The following is a 22,280-nucleotide window of genomic DNA, read 5'->3' on the forward strand; positions in this document are numbered from 1 at the left end:
TATCTATTTTTTTAATTATGCAAAAAATCTTATTTTAGCACAAGCAATCCAAATGATGAATTTAAAAATAGATCATAAAATTCCTGTTCCGCTGCATATACAAGCTGAGAATTTGTTACGCGAATTAATTAAGCAGCCTGAATATATAGAGGGGAAATTATTACCCAATGAAATTGAATTAGCAAAAAGATTGGCAATTTCCCGTTCTACTTTGCGTTTAGCGATCAATAAACTTGTATATGAGGAGCTGCTCATTAGAAAGAAGGGGATAGGAACGAAGGTGACTAGTTCTAAATTCAGTTCAAAATCCAAAAATTGGTTGAGTTTCTCACAAGAGATGAAAAATCGTGGGATTGAGGTGAAGAATTTTGAGCTTCACGTCAGCTGGGTTGTTCCGGATAAAGCAGTTTCGAAGTTTTTTAATGTAGATGAGGATCAGAAGCTGTTAAAACTAGAACGTTTGAGAGGAAAGAAAGATGACCCATTTGTTTATTTTATCTCTTATTTCCATCCGCGTATAGGTTTAAACGGCGATGAAGATTTTAAGAGACCGCTATATGAGATCTTAGAAGCAGATTATCATGTCGTTGCAGATCTTTCTCAGGAAGAGTTGGATGCAATGGCTGCAAATAAATTTATAGCGGATAAATTGGAGATTAATATCGGTGATCCTATTTTGTCCCGCAAGCGCTTTGTATTTGACCAATCTGGAAAGCCAATTGAATATAATTTAGGGTTCTACCGTGCGGAAAGTTTTACCTATACAGTTGAAAGTAGAAGAGATTATTAAGTAAATTCACTCATCCTTTTTGAACTGATCAAGTGGATGAGTGAATAGCTAATTTATTTATTCTTTTAATGATTCTTTTCTACGGTAGTTTCTGCCCAGCTTTCTAGGAGCGCTATTGCTTTACTAAGTACTCCTGCAGAACCTTTGAATTTCCCTGATCCGCTAGGGACGTTATTTTGACCATACCATTCGTAAAATCCTTTGTTTTTCACAACCCGATCGATCATCGGTTGAAGTTCTGCATAGGCTTCTTGATAAAAGCCGTTTAAAACGAGTTGCTGGATCATCCGTCCGCCAAACCAGGTCCAATCACCACCATTTTGGTATTGGTAAGGCTGAGCCATTCCTCCGATGAAAAATCCAACTGGATAGGTTGGGTATAAGGTCAATCCAATACTCGGCATGCCCGATAACCGGACGTTTTCCAGCATTTGCGTATTGACTGTTTTTATTTCTGAAGCGGAAAGTAACCCGGCTTCTATAGCGATGGCGGTGCCCCCATGATAATGGATCGTATTTTCATCAAATCCTTTTGGGATAGGAGATGTCTTAGGGTAGATATGAGGGATGAATTTTTGTTTTTTCTTATCCCATAAATGACGTCTACTGTTTGTTTCGAGACTCTTTTTTAATCCCTTCCATTCTGTCACCTTCGGAGAGTTGGGCTGGATATCAATCAATGTCTGCAATGCAATAATAAACATCGCGTTGTCATAAATATCGATCGCCTCATTGGAGAGCTCATTCCAGTCACAACCAAAGCTATCGTTGGGTTGTACATCTCCCCAATCTGCTGTCATCGCACCCCAAAGCAATTGATACTTGTGGTTGAACCGTTCTCTTTTCAAATAATCCAACATGAGTTGGATACGATCTTTTACAGAAATTCCACCGATAGACTCCTCCAGGATACTGTAATCCTTTGTTTTCCGGATATATTTACCAAGCAGTTGGATGAGTGACGTTTCCTGGTCTGTTTCTACTGTATTTTTAAATCCAACATGGCCTGGCGCATTTTCTGAATAATAAGGTGTATCATCATGCCAGGTAAAATCCTTCTTAAGGACATAGCCGTCTACCATTTCACCATTGGGCTGTTGCATCTGAAAGAATACTAAAATGGCCCCTCTAATGTCCGCTTGGGACCGCTCTTCCAAGGCGGTTTCAATAAATGTATTGAGGTCCCTGGCCCAAATCTGTGAGTAGCCACTTCCCGCATTGAAACCTTCTTTGATGATCTCTCGGGCAAGGTTGTCCACATATTTTAAGTTTTGATCCGCTAGAATGCTTTTTGCCAACTTAAGTTGAGTTATACCGTCGGGTTTTGTTTGTTGTGCTGATAGTTGGGTTCCGAGTAACAGAAATATTAGACTAAAAAATGGGGTGTTTTTTTTCATTGTGGTTTTATTGTAATTAATTAGGCTTGACAGGTGTAGCTGTCAATAATTTGTATCTATTTCAGGGTTAATTTGCATCTACTTCAGGGTTTTGATCGAAGATCAGCCGTCTGATGCGTATTTTTTTTGAATTTATTTACTGGTTATACTTTAGTATGTATGTACAATCAAAGTTATGGAAAAATGTCAGTATTTAAGCTTTAATAACGTTTTATTTGGTTAGTATTTAAAATTTTACAAATTTGCGCATTATGGTGAGGCCTTTCCCGTAGTTAAATCGCGTAAGAAAATAGTGCTCATGTTTATACATACTAATTTTTTTTGTAAGTTTGCTGTAGAACCTAATTGAGAACAATGGTAAAGCATATCATTTATTATTTTTGTAGTTTATTTGTTAGTACGGCAGCTGTTTTCGCACAGCAGAAAACAGATTTGACCGTTTTTGTAAAACCTAATATTGGATCCGTCCATAGCCGGTATTTCTTTTATACACCAGCAGCAGTACCTTTTGGAATGGCTAAGCTCGCTCCGAGCACAAATGGAAGCTATGGGAACAAGTCGGGCTGGGAAGCTGTGGGGTACGATGATAGGCATGGGTCAATAGAAGGGTTCGCTAATTTTCACGAATTCCAGGTAGGCGGAGTGGTATTTGCACCGTCCGTTGGAAAATTGAAGACAACTCCTGGTCAACTTGATCGTCCACAAAGCGGCTATCGTTCTGCTTTCGATAAGAAAGATGAGTTTGCTACTTCTGGCTATTACCGCGTCAAGTTAAAAGATTATAATATACTTGCGGAGCTCACTGCAACCAAGCGCGTCGGTTTTCATCGGTATACTTTTCCAAAAACTGAAGAAGCCAACCTTATTTTCGATATTGGTCATGTTATGGGGGAAAGTGGCCCAGTCGTTGATGCTGAAGTGAATTATGACAAACAGCACGTCTGGGGATATGTGGTTACCAATCCTGTATACGTACAAAAATATCAGCAGGGTGCTCATGTTAAGATGTTTTTCTTCGCGGAGATAAACAAAGAGCCTAAATCTTTTGGAACATTTAGAGATTCCACGACTTTCGATCAACATAGCCGTATAAAAGGAAAGGGGGCGGGCTTGTTCCTGAAATTTGATACCCAAGTAGGGGAATCTATCGAAGTCAAGACCGGTTTGTCTTATACATCTGTGGAAAATGCACAACTGAATTTGCTTAAAGAAGCGAAGGATATGTCGTTTGATATTGCAAAGAGAAATGCCTTGCAAACCTGGAATAGTGAACTGGGAAGAATTTTGGTGGAAGGGGGCAAAGTGGACGACCGCATTAAATTTTATACTGGATTGTATCATGCTTTACTTGGTCGTGGGCTTGCAAGCGACGTCAATGGTGCATATCCCAAAAATGATGGCTCGGTAGGGCAGATTGCTCTAAATAAACAGGGGCAACCTATTCATCATCATTATAATACCGATGCGATCTGGGGTGCATTTTGGAATTTGACACAGTTGTGGTCCATTGCTTATCCGGACTATTACAACGACTGGATTCAGAGTCAATTGTTGGTCTATCGCGATGCCGGTTGGTTAGGAGACGGTATTGCCAACAGTAAATACGTTTCGGGTGTAGGGACTAATTTTACAGGTTTGGCAATTGCAGCGGCGTATAATGTGGGTATTCGTGACTATGATGTGAATCTTGCCTATGCTGCGGTGCGTAAAAATGAATTGGAAGCGAAGGACCGCCTGCCTGGAGCAGGAAAGTTAGATGTAGGAGTTTTCGTTCGCAAGGGCTATTCACCCTATATAAAAGATGATAATGGTAGTCCCGAATTAATGACCAATGGATCTCCTTTTGGTGCTTCGCATACCTTGGAATATGCTTTTTCTGCCGGTGCAGCCGCACAATTTGCAAAATCATTGGGGCACCAAAAAGACTACATTAAATTTCAGGGATTATCCGATGGATGGCGCAATCTGTACGATGCCACGACGAAGTTTATGCGACCAAAGGATAGTACTGGACGATTTATTTCAAACTTTAACCCTTATGAACCATGGCGTGGATTTCAGGAGGGAAATGCTTGGCAGTATACCTTCTATGTTCCGCATGTCCCACAAGAATTGGTTAAACTGGTTGGAAAGGACCTGTTTAATCAACGGTTGGATAGTATTTTTACGGTGTCGCAGAAGAATGTGTTTGGAGGCGGTACACAAATTGACGCTTTCGCAGGGATTGAAAGTCTTTATAATCATGGTAATCAACCAAACCTGCATATCTCTTGGCTGTTCTATTTTTCTGGTAGACCTGATTTAAGTCAGAAATGGGTACGGGCAATTTGCAATGAGTTTTATGGTAATGATGCAATACATGGCTATGGCTACGGACAAGACGAAGACCAAGGACAGCTTGGAGCATGGTATGTCTTGTCGAGTATCGGTCTATTCGACGTCCGAAGTCTCACCACCGAGAAGCCCGCACTTCAGATTGGCGCGCCACTTTTCGATCGGGTAACGATACAATTACCGGAGAAATTAAGAAAAAATAAATTTATCATTCAGGTGAAGAAAGAGCAGCCCAATAGTTATATTGTTGATCAGGTTCGGTTGAATAACCGCCTGTGGAAAGGTTGGCAGCTTCCTTTTGAACGCCTGGTAGAAGGTGGGATTTTAGACCTCAAGTTGAAAGACAACTAAATTTAAGCAATAAAAAAATAGCCCCATTCGGGGCTATTTTCAAGGTAGGTTGGTTTGTTGATTGCCTACGCGATTTCAGCAATAAAATTGCCCTCTTGATCCAAATCAGCTTTGTGAGCTGCGATTTGTTGAAGATTAATATGTCCTATGACATATTTGAAATCTGGTGCGTAATATCGTTCTGTGATTTCACTGAAATTTAACTTTTCAATCAGTGTATCATCTGTGTATCTCAAATAAACCTTAATTAAATAATCTTGGCTATAATTTAATGTGCTGGATTCTAAATGTTTTTTATATTCATAACGGTATCCATAGCGAAGGGCAGCGATATCCGATAGCACAGCAGAGCCCGTCGGGTGTCCACCTGCTCCTTTACCATAGAAAAATTGCTCGTCTGCAAAGGCAGCTTTTACCAATACACCATTGTTCTCATTTTCTACATTATAGAGCATGCTCTCTTTGCCTACTAGGCGTGGTAATACATAAAGTACAACTTTGTTGCCATCGATCTCTTTTGCTGTTGGTATCAATTTGATCTTGAGGTTCTTTTCTTTAGCAAAACGAATATCTTGCTGTCCCAATTTGTCAATACCAATATTAAAGACATCGTCTGGTTTGACATAGATTCCGTACGCATGGGAAGCAACAATACATACTTTAAATTTTGGGTCAAATCCGCCTACATCAAGGGTGGGATCTGTCTCTGCAAAACCAAGTTCTTGCGCTTTCTTTAAAGCGTCTGTATATTGCTGGTTTTCATTGAAAACTTTAGATAAAATATAGTTGGAAGAGCCATTAAAAATACCGCTGACAGAATGAAGTAATTCATTGTCATAGTACTCTTCTAAATTCCGTATAATGGGAATACTTCCGCAAACGGCACCTTCATACAATAAACTGGTGCCATATTCATGTTGGATATCAACCAGCTCTTCCAGGTGGCTGGCAATCATTTTTTTATTGGCAGATACCACATTTTTTCCCGATTTCAAGGCACGAACAGTTAGTTGATAGGCTGCTTCGGCATCATCTATTAGTTCGACAACAGTATTAATTTCTGGGTCACCTAAAATTGTTTCGGCATCGGTAGAAAATAAATCTGCTGGTAGCGAGCGCTTTTTATCTCCGTTTTTAATGACAAATTTTTTGATTTCCAAATTAAGATTTTTGGTTTTGATGATATCGTAAAGACCTTGGCCTACTACACCAAACCCAAACATCCCTATTGTTAATTTATTACTCATATCTTTTCTTAAATTCTCTTATATATTATTTATTCTCTTATACTAATTCGTTTATGTATTCTTTTTGTTCCCGCAGAAAGTTGCTGATGATTTTTGTGAGTTTTTTTGTTTCGATCAAAAATCCATCGTGGCCATAGGTAGATTCAATCTCCTGATAGTAGGCATTCGGAACATGTTGAGCGATGAATTGTTGCTCTTGTGGAGGAAACAACAAATCTGTATTGACGCTCAGTACTAAAGTTGGACAGTCAATGCTCGCTAAAGCGGATTCGATAGATCGTCTTCCACGACCTAAATTATGGCTGTCCATTGCTTTGGTTAGGAAGTAATAGCTGTACGCATTATAGCGTTTCACCAATTTTTCACCCTGATAGTTTTGATAGGAGGATGCTTTATAATGATCGAGTTTTTCGTTATCATCCTCCTTTTGTGTGTTGGCATACGTTGTATAGTTGCGGTAAGACAACAGTGCCATAGCGCGTGCAACTTTTAAACCCTTAGCTCCACCATCGGGATGATTAGCGTAAAAGGTTCGATCAGTTGTTATGGCAAGACGTTGACTTTCATTGAATGCAATACCCCATGGTGAATGGACGGCATTTGTTCCAACGACGATTAGATGGTTGATGGCTATACTGTGCGATACGGCCCATTCCAATGCTTGTTGACCGCCCAATGAGCCGCCAATAAGGATTTCTATTTGTTTGATATCCAGGTGGTCTGCAAGAAATTGATGTGCATTGACCAAATCCCTTACTGTAAATTCAGGAAAAGATAGGTAGTAAGGCTGTCCAGTAGCTGGGTTTACAGATAGCGGATTACTGCTATTATATGCTGATCCTATGACATTGGCGCAGATAATATAATAATCGTTTGAATCAAACAATTCACCTGTTCCAAAAAGACCGGACCACCAATCCAGTACATCTGCATTAGCCGTAAGTGCATGGCAAACCCAGATCACATTACTGCGATCTGCGTTGGGTTTGCCAAATGTTTCATAACTGATTTGTAAATCAGTAAGCTCTCTTCCATTTTCAAATACAAAAGGCTCCGGGTGCAGATAAATATGCTTACTCATTTTACGTTTACGTTTTAAGCCGAAAAAATCTGATTATTTAATTTTATCAAAAGCTTGTTGTAAATCAGCTTTGATGTCATCAATATGTTCTATTCCTACAGAAAGACGTAATAAACCTTTGAACACTCCAGCATTGGCTTGATCTTCATCACTCAATTGTTGGTGAGTAGTCGCTGCTGGATGGATAATCAATGACTTCGTATCGCCAACATTGGCCAAGTGACTGATTAATTCTAAGCTGTCGATAAAGCTATTGGCCTTCTGTGCTGCGTCACCCTTGAGCTGGAAAGAAAGCACCGCACCATAGCCATTTTTAAGGTATTTTTGTGCGTTAGCGAAGCTCGGAGAGCTTTTTAAGCCCGGATAGTTTACTTTTTCTACCTGTGGATGCGCCTCAAGCCATTTAGCTACCTCTAAAGTGTTATCTACATGGCGTTGCACCCGTAAAGACAGCGTTTCAAGCCCTTGTAATAATAAGAATGAATTGAAAGGGGAGAGTGCTGGCCCGAAATCCCGAAGCCCTTCCACACGTGCCCGAATGGCAAATTGAATATTTCCAAACGGTCCGCCTTCACCGAAAACTTCGGAAAAAACTAAGCCATGATAGCCTTCAGATGGTTCGGAAAATTGAGGGTATTTTCCGTTGCCCCAATTGTAGTTTCCGCCGTCGACGATGACACCGCCAATGCTTGTGCCATGTCCACCGATCCATTTAGTAGCCGATTCAACAACCACATTCGCACCGTACTCCAAAGGTTTAAATAAATAACCCCCAGCTCCAAAAGTATTATCGACGATTAACGGTAAGTCATATTTTTTTGCTACGGCAGCAATTTTCTCAAAGTCTGGAATATTGAAACTTGGGTTTCCAATTGTTTCAACATAGATGGCCTTTGTTTTATCATCAATGAGGGCTTCAATTTTATCTGCCTCGGCGTCCGTTGCAAAACGAGCTTCGACGCCCAGGCGTTTAAAAGAAACTTTAAACTGGTTGAATGTACCGCCGTATAAGTTGGATCCGGCAACAAAATTGTCACCACTTTCCAAGATATTATTTAATGCAATAAACTGTGCTGCCTGGCCAGATGCAACAGCAACAGCAGCGACTCCACCTTCCAGTGCCGCAATACGTTGTTCGAAAACATCCGTAGTAGGATTCATAATCCGTGTATAGATATTGCCGAACTGCTTTAAAGCAAATAAGTTCGCGCCGTGTTCGGCATTTTCAAATACAAAAGATGTTGTTTGATATATAGGAACTGCTCTAGATCCCGTAGTAGGATCAGCGACTTGGCCAGCGTGAACCTGAAGAGTTTCGAATTTTAAATTTTTGTTTGAAGACATAATATATCAGATTTTAAGGGTTCAAAAAGAAATTGCTAAGTAAAAAGAGAAGCATACACACCTCGTTGAAGGGTCTGTTAAATCTTTATCCAAGAAAAAGGAAATGATTTTTAACAAGCATGGAAGTGCATATGCATACGCATTCGCATCAATACAGTTGTACGATGACTTACACTTTCGCTTATCGTGTGGTTCACTTGTGTTGAACCTGAATTTTTAATGGACTTCAGTAGTTTAATAATCATTGTCTTATGTCATTTATATGCTCCAAAACGATATTGTTTTGGACAGGAATTGGCACCTTTTCAAACAAATTGAAGGTTGCCAGTGGGTCATTGAGCCAGTCTCTCGCCACTTCTTTATAAATCAAGACCTACTGATTAAGGGAGGTGTTGATTAGAAATCTTCTTTCGAAGACGACACAAATATAAACTCTTTTTTTATTAAAGCAAAAGAAAAGCTATTTTTTAGTTAAAGGAATTTTAAATAACATACCGATCGGGATCGCATATCGTCGGATGAAACCGGATAAATAACTGTCAATCGGGTATTATGATTTCTTTAAGTTGATCCGTTCCGCAATTTGATTTAAATCTGTTAAAAGAGGTTTAAGTGCATCAATTCTACTATGGATATCATACGCTAGGTGGCGATTCGTCTTTTTGCTTAACGATAGTGAAAGACCCACCAAATGGGAGTTGACCTGATAAGAGAGTGCTTGAAAATGGTGGATATGTGACCAATCCATCCATTTGTGTTCGGGTTCTTTTTTCATTTGATTTATAGCGTCTGAAAATAGCGCCATGGCAGTCTGCGCTTTTTTGCGAGCCAGTCGTATATCAAAAGAACTTTGTTTCTCGTCCGACAGACGGTTATTGATGGTTTGGAAATAATGCTCGTTGTAAAGGGATACCTCTTTTGCCAGCTGAACCATGCCTGTGCTTTGGCGTACAGGTATCAAGAAATAACCTGCTATAGCCAAGAATGCTCCAATGAGTGTGAAAAGTATTCGGCTGCCTAAAATGAGATTGATATTGCCTTCAAACAAATTGAGCGCAATCACAATTCCCAAGGTAATAAAGATGACACTGACCATATAATTAGATCGGTTGAACAAAAAGAATCCGAAAAGACCTAATGCAGCTATGGTAAGGAGAGCTGGGAGAAAATGAATAGAAATTAAGCAGAATATACCAACTATTATACCCGAGAATGTGCCTACAATACGCTCTATATTACGCTTTTTTGTCATTGAAAATGCTGGTCTGGCAACAATGGCGATCGTCAGTAAGATCCAATAGGTATATTTAAAATCCAAAAATAAAATACCGATCAATGCGCCTGTTCCAAAAAGAAGAGCCATTCGAACTGCAAATCGGAAAAGCGGGTTATTCAGATGGAGTTTACTTTTTAGATCAGCAAGATTGCGCAAAGGTCGATTGATAAATTGCTGGTACTCACTGCTGTCAATCTTATCCTGAATTTCCTGATTTTGATAAAAAGCTACCTGAATTCGGCTGAGTACTTCAATAATTGCTTCGATGTTGCTTATGATCGAACCTAATATACTTTTTGCTTGACTGGCCTGCTGCTCTTGAATTTCTTTTAAATCCTGTAAGAGGGCATTTATTTTAAAGTTATTATGATATAATTGATGCGCATACCGAAACCTCTTGTTAGGTTGTGAAAAGCTATCAATTTCTAAAGCTAATAATTTGATTGTGTGACGAATTAAAGGGAGGCTGCCTGTGTCTGCAAGATTTTTGCGAATCGCATCATAGTCGTGATCAAGCGCAATGATTAACTCATGGAGGTCAATTAATCCATAAACTTGACTGAGCCAATAATTGCTTTTATGCCACTGTTGGCTTATGATTTTTTTTTCTCGAAAAAGAAGGGACCTGATTTGTTCCTGTTGTTCGCTGATCTGGCCATGAATTTTGCCTACGCGGCTGTACGTTATATTCAAAGGAATATCGGGATCGTAAGACTGTGATCGTATCAATAGAAATTGGGACAATCCATGAAAACCATTGGCCATCGCATGTTTTAGCGAGCGATAAGGTTGTATATAGGCTTGTAAAAGGCTAAAAAAGTAGTATATAATGGAACCTGTTGTAATCTGTAAACTAACCGCAAAGGGGTGTTGCGGGGCCATTCCTATAACAAAACTCATGAGAATCAATGTCATGTTTCCAATTGCAGCATAACGAGCTCCAAAAAGACCGTATAACGTACATATAAAACCGGCCGCCGCTAGCAGTATAACCAAGGGCCAATGATACGGAAATACAATCGCTGTAAACAAGGATGCAACAAAGAAGGTGGGAATACATACGAGAGCAGAAGAAAGTTTATCTTTTCTGTTTCCAGGAGGATCTGTGAGTGTTGTTAACAACGATCCGACACCGATTCCAATAGCCGTGCTCGCTTGCGCTCCCAATAAATAGATCGCCAAACTTGGCAAGATGCTGATGGAAACATTACGTAATGCGTCTCCAGAATGCTCGCCATGCATAAATCGTATCATAAGGATATAAATACGGTAGAATCTTTTCTTCAATGATACAGTGCTCATTAATCAGTTTACTAATTTTCTGTGCAAAAATACAAATATTATGCTTAATATTTTTTGTATACAATTTATTTGTTTTGATTTTAGTTTATTTTTTGAATTTTTATTTTGATTCGATGTGCTTTTCTTGCGCTGTGCTTTTTGGAGATTCAAGATTAGCTGGGATGATTTTACCGGCTTTAGCATCGATCAGTGAAGGATATGGTTTACCGATGTTATTTGGTTGTCTACCGAGTGAATCGGACGATCTATCTATTTCTACTGGTCAACGTGTAATGAATACACGAGGTTTGTTGTCATTATTATGAAGTTGACTATCTAATCGATAGCCTAAAGAAATTACATTATGAAACCACAAAAAATTAAATTGCTCTTATTTTCTCTTATTTTATTCCTGTTTTCTATTGCCGGACCCGTTTCAGCACAGTCTGACGGAGGGGAATTACGTACAGTCGTTGTTGGACAAGACAATCAGCCTATTGTAGCTGCAAATATTTCACTGTTTCGTAAGCCCAATGATATCTTGTTAAAAGGAACTTTATCCAACGAAAATGGAGAAATTGTGTTGTCTGCGATCCCCGAGGGCAAGTATAGCTTACAGGTGTCCACAGTAGGGTATGCTGTTTATCGTTCTGCTGAAATGGTCCTGAGTGTGGGAGATCTCAAGGTGCTGGATACCATTCGTTTACAGGTAGAAAGTAAAGTGCTGAGTGAGGCACAGGTGATCGGTAAGAAACCATTGATTGAAAGTCATCTTGATAAAGTTGTCCTCAATGTTGAAAACAGTATTTTGGCAACAGGGAATAACGCATTGGAACTCCTGCAAAAGGTTCCAGGGGTAACTTTAGACAATAAAAAGATCAATCTACGTGGAAAAAGTAATGTGATTATCATGATTGATGGTAAGCCTACTTATCTTTCTGCAGATGAAGTATCGCGATTATTGGAAAATACAGCTTCCAATGCAATAGCATCGATCGAAGTACTCACCAATCCACCCGCAAAATACGATGCCGCAGGGAATGCAGGAATTATTAATATTAAGACAAAGAAGAATACGCAATTTGGAAGTAATGTTAGTTTAAACCTCAATTTAGGGCAAGGTAAATATACAAAGGCGGATGGCGGCTTTCTAATAAACCATCGTAACAATTGGGTGAACTTATTTTCTTCCTATAACTACGCAAATGCCTTAGGATTTAATGATTTAGATATCGATAGGGCTGTAGATACCAAAACTGGGACGACTTTTTTTAATTCGGATTCTTATTCGAAATTCCGTTATCGAGGCCATAATTTCAAATTTGCGGCAGATTTTAACCTGGGGAAAGAGGAGGTCATTGGATTTGTGGTTAACGGTAACGTAAGTAATGGCCATTCAACACGCGAGGGAAGCAATCTGATCGCCTCTCAAAAAGGAAAGCTTGATTCGATTGTATTAGGAAGCAATTTGTCAGATTTTAAATACCATTACCTCACTTATAATCTTAACTATAAAAAGACATTTGATACCTTAGGGACTGAATTGACCGTTAATGGGGATTATTCATATTCGAAAAATAATGACAATAGCACTGTTGGAAACCGTTTTTTGGACGCAAATTGGGAAGAATTTAAATCACCGAATATTTTCCGGAATGATATGCTTTCTAAGACAAAAATTTTGGTTTTTAAAACCGATTTTGTGCATCCTTTTAATAAAACGACGAAACTTGAGGCGGGCTTAAAATATAGCCGTGTAAAAACAGATAATAATTTGTTATACGAAGATCAGGATCAGCAAGGCGAGTTTGTGCAAAATAATGGTCAAAGTAATCAGTTTTTGTATAATGAAAATATAGCTGCAGCTTATTTCAGCCTAAATAAATCATTCGGAAAGTTTTCGGTACAAACTGGACTGCGTGTTGAAAATACGAGCTCCCTGGGAAATTCGGTGACGCTAGGGCAACAAACAAAACGGACCTATACCGATTTTTTCCCATCAATATTTGTACAGCAACAGATTAATGATAATCACAAGCTTGGTGCGAGTTATAGCAGACGTATTGACCGCCCTGATTATGGGTCATTGAATCCCTTTGTGTATTATTTGGATCAATACACGTATCAGTATGGCAACCCTTATTTAAATCCACAATATACTAATTCGTATGAAGTAAATTATACTTTTAAAGATCGCTATTTATTGAGTTTGGGCTACAAGAGGACCAGCGATGCCATCACTCAGGTCATAGAAAGCAATTCGGAGACCAAAGCTATTGCACAGACAGACCGAAACTTGGCTTATTTTGATTATTACAACATGAATGTCAATATACCAGTTAAGCTTTTTAAATGGTGGAGTATTTCTAACAATGCCAGCGCTTTTTATAATAAGTTTAGTTTTGATGAGCATTCCGGAGCGCAACGCCAATTGGAAAAGTTATCTTTCCAGGTAAGTTCCAATCATGATATTCGAATTGGGAAAACAACAAATCTGGAGCTGACAGCCAATTATTTTTCGCCAGCAGTATATGGGGTATTTAGTTTTCAGTCTTACTATGGTATCGATCTAGGTGCTGGAAAAACATTTCTTGACAAAAAATTGAATGTAAAGTTGGCTGTAAATGATGTGTTGAATACAAGAGGTCAGCGCAGATTGTCGAGTTATCAGGAAAATGGATACTATCGTATACGAAATGGATATGATAGTCGGGTTATCCGATTGTCAGTTTCTTATCGTTTTGGTAATATGAATATTAAGTCAGTCAATAAGAAGGCTGGTAATAATGATGAAGATAATCGGTTAAAAAAATAGGAGCTACTGTTGTGAGGGGAGATAAGGAGCGAGAGATAGCGAACGTTTCCCTGAAACAAAAAGAGCCTGCGATATCGCAGGCTCTTTTTGTTTCAGGGAAGTTATCTTAACTTAAAAATAAGATCTCTCTCAATTTTGGAAGAGGCCATTTTTTGTCATCAACAATTTTCTCCAATTTGTTGACATGATAACGGATCACATCGAAATATGGTTTAACCGATTCATCGTAAGCGATTGATCTTTCACGTACGTCATCAATTTGGTTTGCTTTTTTACGTTCCTGACGCATTGCTTCAGCTTGCTCCAAGATGGTATTTACGTGTGTTGAAATACGTTCTACAAAGTTCAATTGAGAGCTGAATGCTGCCTGCGCTAGACCAAGATCTTTTAATCCTTTGACATTTTCAATCAATTCGTTTTGATAAATGAAACATGCAGGAGCAATTTGGTTGTTAACCATCTCTTCGATGACACGTGCCTCAATTTGTAATTTTTTATAGAAGTTTTCAAGCAAGATTTCGTGGCGAGCTTCTGATTCACGTTTGGTATAAATACCTAGTGATTCAAACAGGGCTAAAGATTCTTCTTTTACATAAACATCTAATGCTTTAGGCGTAGATTTGATGTTAGAAAGACCACGTGCCTCAGCTTCTTTTTCCCACTCTTCGCTATATCCATTGCCTTCGAAACGGATTGCTTTTGAATCTTTGATGTATTTGCGGACAACATTTAAGATTGCAAGATCTTTTTTAATGCCTTTTTTGATTTGTTTATCTACTTCCGTTTTGAACTCGATCAATTGTGCTGCAACGATTGCATTCAATACGGTCATCGGTAAAGCAGAGTTTGCAGAAGAACCAACAGCGCGGAATTCAAATTTGTTACCAGTAAAAGCAAATGGTGAAGTACGGTTCCGGTCTGTATTGTCCAATTTTAATTCAGGAACTTTAGGAATACCATGCCATAAGTTTGCCTCTGCTTTTACTTTTTTAGCAACACGAGCAGATTCAACTTCTTCCAAAAGCTCATCCAATTGAGAACCTAAGAAAATTGAAATAATTGCTGGCGGAGCCTCATTTGCACCTAGGCGGTGATCGTTGCTCGCACTAGCGATAGAAGCACGCATCAAATCAGCATATTCATAAACAGCTTTAATGGTATTGACAAAGAAAGTCAAGAACATCAAATTGTTTTTAGGCGTTTTTCCAGGAGATAATAAATTTACACCGGTATTTGTGATTAAAGACCAGTTGTTGTGTTTACCAGATCCGTTGACACCGGAGTATGGTTTTTCATGCAACAATACTTTGAAGTTGTGTCTTAAAGCAACTTGTTCCATGACATTCATCAACAATTGGTTGTGATCGATAGCCAAGTTGATTTCTTCGTACATTGGAGCACATTCAAATTGAGAAGGTGCAACTTCGTTGTGACGAGTCTTTAAAGGAATACCTAATTTTAAAGCTTCATTTTCCAAATCCACCATGTAAGCTAATACGCGCTCTGGAATCGCACCAAAATAGTGGTCTTCCAATTGTTGGCCTTTTGCCGACATGTGACCAAATAAAGTACGGCCAGTTAACTGAAGATCTGGACGAGCATTATATAAGGAAAGGTCAACCAAGAAATACTCTTGTTCAATACCAAGAGAAGCGTTTACTTTAGTGACCGATTTATCAAAATATTGAGCAACATCTGTTGCAGCTTTATCTACTGCGTTGATCGCTTTCAATAAAGGAGCTTTATAGTCTAATGATTCACCCGTATAGGAAACAAAAACTGTTGGAATACATAATGTTTTACCAGCGCCTGTTTCGTAAATGAAGGCAGGAGAAGATGGATCCCAAGCTGTATAACCTCTAGCTTCGAAAGTATTACGGATACCACCATTTGGGAAAGAAGATGCATCGGGCTCTTGTTGAACTAATGCGTCAGCTGTAAATTTTTCAATTGCTTCACCGTTTTCGTCTGGCTCAAAAAAAGCATCATGTTTTTCAGCAGTCGAACCTGTCAGCGGTTGAAACCAGTGTGTGTAGTGAGAAACGCCGTGGTTAAGTGCCCAAGTTTTCATGGCCTGTGAAATGTGTTCAGCCAAATCTCTTGAAATAATCTGTCCCTCTTCAATGGATGCAACTAACTCCTTGTATGAATTTTTAGGAAGGTAGTCTTTCATTTTGTTTACGGAAAAAACATTCTTTCCGTAGATGTCAGTTGCTTTTTTAGTTTCAACTTTTTCAAATGAAGCAATTTGGCGTGAGCCTGCTGCTTCTACTGCTTTGAATCTTAGGTTCGACATTTGTATTTTGTAGTTAAATTACAGTTTTGTTGATTTTGTTTTTCAAAAATATTGTGTTTTTATTGAAAACTGAAATTTTTTTTGATGTTTTTTGTGAAATAATTTGAAAATTATGGTTTTTGGCTAATAAAAAAGGTGTGATTTATATAAATCACACCTTTTTTATTGTTTTGTATTACAATTCGAATCCCCAGTCTATTCCTTTTTCGGTGGCAGGTACTCCTTTCTTCATCCAAGCAGGAGCGGGGGCACCTTTTAGGAAATGATCGAAGAATTGCTGTTCCCGAATTTGTATATCCTTGCGGTTTTGTCGGAGTATGAGGTTATGTTCGTCACCATTATAATTCAGCATCCATACGGGTTTGTTTAATCGGCGCAATGCAGTAAACATTTCAATGCCTTGATACCATGGCACGGCCCCATCATTGTCATTGGCCATAATAACAACGGGAGTTTTAACTTTATCCAAATGGAATAAAGGTGAGTTTTCGATGTATAGTTCAGGAGCTTCCCATAGGGTTTTTCCAATGCGGCTTTGTGTATGTTCGTATTGGAATTGGCGCGACATACCGGTTTGCCAGCGTATTCCGCCATAGGCAGATGTCATGTTGACAACAGGAGCACCAGTCCAAGCCGCAGCATACATATTGGTCCGCGTAATGAGGTGAGCAACTTGATAGCCGCCCCAACTTTGCCCCTGTATTCCCATTTTCGTACTATCAACCCATGCATTCTGAGCGAGGTTTCTCATCCCCGAATTGATGTATTCTTCAGCTGATTGACCCGGGTGACCTGTTTTGTAGCTTATATTTGGTGCAAATACAAGGTATTCGTTACTTACAAAATAGGGGATGTTCAAACGTGATGGCGTAGGAGCAGGAGGTTGATACGTATATAATCCATCTGAAAGCTTTTCATAGAAGTAAGCTATAATGGGATATTTTTTTGCAGGATCAAAATTTTCTGGTTTATAAAGAATTCCCTCAGCCTGATTTCCTTCAGGCGTTGTCCAATGAACAAGCTCTGCTGTTCCCCAATTGTAATTAGCCTGTTGGGGGTTAATATTGGATAGCTGTAATTCGTCTTTGAACTTGATGGTATTGGTGTAGATATTAGGTGAATTCATATAATCCTCTTTACTGTACAGTATCGTTTGTTGATCTGCCGAAGAGCTGATATTCTTGAACGTTTTTGCCTCTACCAAAAGACTTTTAGGATCGCTATGCTGTCCCTTGAACTGGTAGAAACCAGATTCTTTGGTTTTATTGTCAAAAGACGTTAGAAAACCACCCTTTTTATAGTCTAGTGTTGTGGCTTGTTCGCGATCTTCTTCTCTTTTTAAAGGCAAGTAGCGGAAAGTTGTCTGCGAAGCAGCTCCATAGCCGTTTGTCAAGATGGATTTGTTGGATCCGTCCAAGTTAAAATACCAGATATCATATCTCGAATTGACGTAAATCCCTTTAAAGTCTGGGCTCCATGCTGCCATGCCGTATCCTTGTGCTGGGGTAGGCATATCATTTTCCTCGTCGGCAAAGGACGCAGGTATACCGTCATTTAGAACTGTCTTTTTCTTTGAACTAACCTGATAGGAATTCCAGGTTCCTTTATCTTGGTCGAAATATACGATGTATTTTGCGTCAGGACTTAAGATTGCATTTCCTGAAAAGTCTGAAAGGATTAACTCTTTATTTCCTGTTTTTGTCGAAACCAGATAGATGTCATCTCTTGTACTACCTTCCCATTGACTTGCGATGCGCTTGCCAAAATCAGTACGCGCTAAGACATACTCTTCATTTCCATCCGGTGTAAGTGCCGTGGAGTTGAATGTTTGGTCCGTAAGGGGGATAATGTTACGATTGAATTTAGGGTAAGTGACCGCTAAGAAGTTTCTTGCAAGGTCTTTCTTTAAATTTACCAACTGCATGGGTTGTAAATAATCGTCTTGCCAGTTCCAAACGTCTACTTTAGCATGCTCGAAATCAACCAAAGTGGTGTCTTTGACACGAGGTATTGGTGCTATGCCGAAAAATAACTTCTCTCCATTTTTGCTGAAACGGATATCCCCATCCCCGCTAACGGCCCAGTTTTTAGGTATACCATTGCTGGTTTTTGTTGCGAGATATTGGGCTGTATCTATACCATTTGAATAGTAATATAAATTATAATTTTTCAGCAATGCCTTTTCATTGGAGAGATCCCCTAGGTAAGCGAGCTGGTTGCCTGATTCATCAAATTTGAAATTTTTATAATTGCCTTTTCCATTTGATATCTTTTTGAGCTTTTTAGTTGCTATTTCATAGAGATAGACTCCAGATTCTTTTGACAGGCTATCTTTCGAATCTGTTTTTTTTGAGAAAACAATTTTTGATCCGTTTTTATTCCATTCGTATTGGTCTACGGATGAAAATTGTACCGAATCACCGGAATTTAAATCATATAAAGCAAGCGTTGCAACTGTTTTTTTCTTTTTATCGCTGCTTTTCTTTGCCGATGTGGCATCATTAGCCGTTTTTGTTTCAGATTTTTCATTTATTTCCTTGTCAAAAAGAAAAGAGACGAAATTGTTGTTTTGATCGGCAATTTTGTAAGATTTTACCTGCGCAAATTTGACAAGGGATGAAGTCGTTAAATTGTAGATCGCCAATGAATCTTTTGGGAGTTCTTCGGCTTTCTTCTTTTTGATTTTGGCTTCGCGGGTTACGGCAAATGGCGCTTTGACCAAACTTAGCAGATGGTTTTCGGTATCTGTCAGTTTTCCATTATATCCACGGGGAATTTGAATGAGTTCTTTGTTTTCTTTGGTTTTGAGAAAAAGCTGATTATCGCCTTCTTGTGGAACGACCTGAAACAGGACAAATTTTCCCGATTTACTGATATAGGGCGATGATACGCTTTGCCAACTATCATATACCGTATGATCCAATGGTTTCTTTTGTGCATGGGCAGCGAACGCTGCCAGAAAACAAAATGGAATACAGATACTTTTCTTATTCATATTTTAAACCTTTTTGTCGCAATTTATTCATAAAAAATAAATAAACATCGATTTTTTGGTATATTCATTGTTACGTAAACATAAAAAACTGGTTATGAAATCATCATCCGCTGTTATTATTTCGATTATAATGGGCGCTGTGCTCTTGCTTGGCACCTGGATATTGGGTACAGCTTATCGCTATAAGTTTAAATCGACACAGACAATCACTGTTAATGGTAATGCCAAAAAAGATTTCGAATCCGATCTAGTCAAATGGAGTGCTACTTTTAGCCGAAAGAATTATGAATTGAGTGCTGCTTCAGCACAACTGGCCACAGATCGTGATTTGGTGCGGGATTTTTTAGTGCAACAGGGGGTTAAAGCCGACGAGATCCGTTTCGAGGCCGTTAATATTGCCAAAGATTTCGAATATCATACAGATGGAAAGGGGAATGGTTATAATACTTTTTCCGGTTATACATTATCGCAGGCCGTAAGTGTCGAATCAAAAGACTTAAATAAAGTGGACAATGCCTCACGAGAAATATCGACATTAATTTCCAAAGGGATAGAACTTAGCTCCAGCACCCCCAATTATTATTACTCCAAGCTAGAGGATCTGAAATTGGAACTTATTTCACAGGCTTCAAAAAATGCACATCAACGTGCAGACAATATTGCAAAGGAATCGAATGCCGGATTAGGTAATCTGGTAAAGGCCGATCTCGGAATTTTTCAGATAACAGGACAAAACGACAACGAAGAGTACTCTTCTGGCGGTGCATTTAATACAACCTCGAGAAAAAAAACAGCTAATATCACGGTTAAAGCAAGTTTTTTGAGTAACTAATGAAAAATTATTCGACTGAATTTCAGTTCTATATTGGTTTTCATTGAAAATTTGTTCAAAAAGTTTTCTCCTTTTCAATAAAAAACCTACTTTTGCATCATCCCAAACGGATATGCCCGGATGGCGGAATTGGTAGACGCGCTGGTCTCAAACACCAGTGGGAAACCGTGCCGGTTCGACTCCGGCTCCGGGTACTAAAAGCCTCTTTACTTACTGTAAAGAGGCTTTTTTTGTGCGCCTATGCTGCATCTGACCTGAAGATTGCCTCAAGTTCCGGATTATAGCTAATCAAGGTAGGTACTAAAACAGATACATCCTAATATCAACTTATATCTAATAACAATTTTCAATCAATCTTTAGACAGTGATCAGTCAGTGCTTATTCAATTTGTACTGAATGATCACTGAACAATCACTGAACGATCACTGAACAAGCACTGAATAAGCACTGTCTTAAGATCTAACTTGGTCACGATTTGATTCTAAGTTGCTGCAGCTATTGCTTGTTCTTTGGTGTTTCTTCGCTTATTGTAGCTACTTTCATTAGACCTTCCTCGGTATTCGTTTGCCGTTTCTTTGGTGTTTCTTTGGTATTTCTTTGTTTATTCTTTGGTATTTTAACGATAAAACAGCAATAAAACAGCAATAAAATAGCAATAAAATAGCACAGAAACGGTAACGAAGGTGTAATCTTGACCCAGACTTGTACATAAGAAAGATAAATTGACTACCGTAGAATTGGTAATAAGATGGGCTTTTTTTTATAAACGTTCTTTAATCTGAATTTTCTTGTTTAAATTGGAAATACCAAATATAAACTTGGATGAAAACAGTTTTTTTATCGCTGGCACTGCTGTGTTTTTTCATTACTAGGGGGCAAGTGGGGTTTGTCTTAAACGGGAAAAAGAATGTTAAAATTCCTTTTCTTTTCGTACATAACCTCGTCATTGTACCTGTGCAGGTGAATGGATATATGATGAACTTCCTGTTGGATACGGGGGTTAAAGAAACCATGATATTTGGCGAAACATTAAAGTCAATTGATAGTGCTGTTTTTGTTAATAAATTTCAGGGATTGGGTAGGGAAGAGGGGTTGGATGGCTATTTATCCATACATAATCAGGTGAATATTGCTGGGGTATATGAAGATTTAGACCAACCGATCTATATTCTTCAAAATGCGCATATTGATATCTCTACCCGGATAGGAGTGGAAGTTAATGGAATTATGGGAAGTCGCTTTTTTGAAAACCAAATGATAGAAATGGATTTTCAAAAACATCGTATTACCTTATATGCCAAGGCGAACCGGCCCAAGGGACTTGACAAGATGCAGCGTTTGCCGCTGGATATTTTAAATAGTCGTCCCTATACTTCGGTTGCTTTTAAACAAGGTGACGTTTCTATTGATGGTCGTGTATTGATTGACATGGGAAATAGCGATGCCTTAATGCTAATTCCTTCAAAGCTAAACAATTTTGATATTAAGCCTCCATTTATTGATGACTACATAGGGCAGGGGTTTAACGGTGAGATTTATGGAAAAAGAAATCGAATCCGATCGCTCGAACTTGGGCCATTTACAATGAACTACCCCTTGGTAGCCTATCCCGAATTGAGTTCGTTACAACATGCAACATTTGTGAGCGAAAGAATAGGTTCCATTGGAAACGAGTTGTTACGCCGATTTAAGGTCGTATTCGATTATCCCAACAAGTCGATATATCTTCATAAGAATAAAGATTTTGATCGCTTTTATTATCTGAATATGAGTGGCTTGGAGATTATACATGATGGCATTAAATACGAAAAAGAAGAGATACCTGTCGTTCTGCAAAAAGATGGCGGTACAGAGGTAAGAATGGGTAACAGCGTACAGTATCGCTTTGTACTTCGAAATATGTACAAAGTTGCGACTGTTCGTGATGGTTCGCCTGCGGCAATCGCAGGACTAATACCCGGAGATAAGGTTGTACGGATCAATGGTCGATCTGCATCGTCATTTTCCCTGGAGTCAATTCACAATCTTTTTAAATCAGAGGAGGGAAAGGAAATGCATTTTCGAGTGACCAGGGGCGAGAAGGCACTCGATTTTAAATTTGTGTTAAAGGATCCGCTTCCATTTAACTCGGATTAAATTTTCGCGAATTTTTCTATTTTAAACTGAACTTACTTATATTCGCGCTTGATAATACTATTTTAATAATTTAAACACGAGAAGATATGTTGGTCGCTAGAATA

General features: G+C 38.8%; 12 protein-coding genes, 1 tRNA gene and 1 riboswitch. Of the genes, 6 read left to right on the forward strand and 7 right to left on the reverse strand.

The features are described from left to right. Positions 1-52 precede the first annotated feature (52 nt). Positions 53-790 carry a GntR family transcriptional regulator gene (locus tag A9970_RS25455; RefSeq protein WP_259655475.1) on the forward strand — a complete coding sequence of 246 codons (738 nt, stop codon included), beginning with the start codon at positions 53-55 and terminating at the stop codon, positions 788-790. 65 nt (positions 791-855) lie between these two features. On the opposite strand, the gene A9970_RS25460 is transcribed toward A9970_RS25455, so the two are convergent. Next, positions 856-2,187 (reverse strand): hypothetical protein, encoded by a 1,332-nt coding sequence (locus A9970_RS25460; RefSeq protein WP_182984163.1) that lies wholly within the window; start codon positions 2,185-2,187, stop codon positions 856-858. A 354-nt stretch (positions 2,188-2,541) separates the two neighbouring features. On the opposite strand from A9970_RS25460, the gene A9970_RS25465 reads away from it, so the two are divergent. After that, positions 2,542-4,872 (forward strand): GH92 family glycosyl hydrolase, encoded by a 2,331-nt coding sequence (locus A9970_RS25465; RefSeq protein ID WP_182984164.1) that lies wholly within the window; start codon positions 2,542-2,544, stop codon positions 4,870-4,872. Between the two features lie 65 nt (positions 4,873-4,937). Here A9970_RS25465 and A9970_RS25470 read toward each other — a convergent pair whose 3' ends face one another. The 4 genes from A9970_RS25470 to A9970_RS25485 form a co-directional block, all read right to left on the reverse strand. Continuing rightward, positions 4,938-6,119, reverse strand: coding sequence for a homoserine dehydrogenase (locus A9970_RS25470; protein WP_153846738.1), 1,182 nt, complete (start codon positions 6,117-6,119; stop codon positions 4,938-4,940). Between the two features lie 37 nt (positions 6,120-6,156). Then, positions 6,157-7,200 carry a homoserine O-acetyltransferase gene (gene metX / locus A9970_RS25475; protein WP_182984165.1) on the reverse strand — a complete coding sequence of 348 codons (1,044 nt, stop codon included), beginning with the start codon at positions 7,198-7,200 and terminating at the stop codon, positions 6,157-6,159. A 33-nt stretch (positions 7,201-7,233) separates the two neighbouring features. Next, the gene (locus tag A9970_RS25480; protein ID WP_182984166.1) at positions 7,234-8,544 is read right to left on the reverse strand and encodes an O-acetylhomoserine aminocarboxypropyltransferase/cysteine synthase family protein; all 1,311 of its coding nucleotides are present in this window, start codon (positions 8,542-8,544) and stop codon (positions 7,234-7,236) included. A 255-nt stretch (positions 8,545-8,799) separates the two neighbouring features. Further along, a riboswitch (SAM riboswitch) is annotated at positions 8,800-8,912 on the reverse strand. Between the two features lie 182 nt (positions 8,913-9,094). Next, complete coding sequence (locus A9970_RS25485; RefSeq protein ID WP_182984167.1) at positions 9,095-11,122, reverse strand: FUSC family membrane protein; 2,028 nt, start codon at positions 11,120-11,122, stop codon at positions 9,095-9,097. Positions 11,123-11,465: 343 nt separating this feature from the next. Here A9970_RS25485 and A9970_RS25490 point away from each other — a divergent pair, with 343 nt between their 5' ends. Next, a complete protein-coding gene (locus A9970_RS25490) occupies positions 11,466-13,916 on the forward strand; it encodes a TonB-dependent receptor (RefSeq protein WP_182984168.1) in 2,451 nt (816 codons plus the stop codon). A gap of 106 nt (positions 13,917-14,022) precedes the next feature. On the opposite strand, the gene A9970_RS25495 is transcribed toward A9970_RS25490, so the two are convergent. Both A9970_RS25495 and A9970_RS25500 read right to left on the reverse strand, forming a co-directional pair. Further along, positions 14,023-16,212 carry a glutamine synthetase III gene (locus tag A9970_RS25495; protein WP_088162032.1) on the reverse strand — a complete coding sequence of 730 codons (2,190 nt, stop codon included), beginning with the start codon at positions 16,210-16,212 and terminating at the stop codon, positions 14,023-14,025. A gap of 175 nt (positions 16,213-16,387) precedes the next feature. Then, on the reverse strand, positions 16,388-19,207 hold the full coding sequence (locus A9970_RS25500) for a prolyl oligopeptidase family serine peptidase (RefSeq protein WP_182984169.1): 2,820 nt from the start codon (positions 19,205-19,207) through the stop codon (positions 16,388-16,390). A 94-nt stretch (positions 19,208-19,301) separates the two neighbouring features. On the opposite strand from A9970_RS25500, the gene A9970_RS25505 reads away from it, so the two are divergent. The 3 genes from A9970_RS25505 to A9970_RS25515 all read left to right on the forward strand — a co-directional run bounded on the left by A9970_RS25505 (position 19,302) and on the right by A9970_RS25515 (position 22,176). Continuing rightward, positions 19,302-20,039 carry an SIMPL domain-containing protein gene (locus tag A9970_RS25505; protein ID WP_120332779.1) on the forward strand — a complete coding sequence of 246 codons (738 nt, stop codon included), beginning with the start codon at positions 19,302-19,304 and terminating at the stop codon, positions 20,037-20,039. Between the two features lie 114 nt (positions 20,040-20,153). After that, a tRNA-Leu gene (locus A9970_RS25510) sits at positions 20,154-20,233 on the forward strand. A 629-nt stretch (positions 20,234-20,862) separates the two neighbouring features. Then, the gene (locus A9970_RS25515; protein WP_182984170.1) at positions 20,863-22,176 is read left to right on the forward strand and encodes a PDZ domain-containing protein; all 1,314 of its coding nucleotides are present in this window, start codon (positions 20,863-20,865) and stop codon (positions 22,174-22,176) included. Positions 22,177-22,280: the final 104 nt, after the last annotated feature.

Origin of the sequence: Sphingobacterium sp. UME9, assembly GCF_014170215.1 — a bacterium.
GTDB classification, from domain to species: Bacteria; Bacteroidota; Bacteroidia; order Sphingobacteriales; family Sphingobacteriaceae; genus Sphingobacterium; species Sphingobacterium paramultivorum.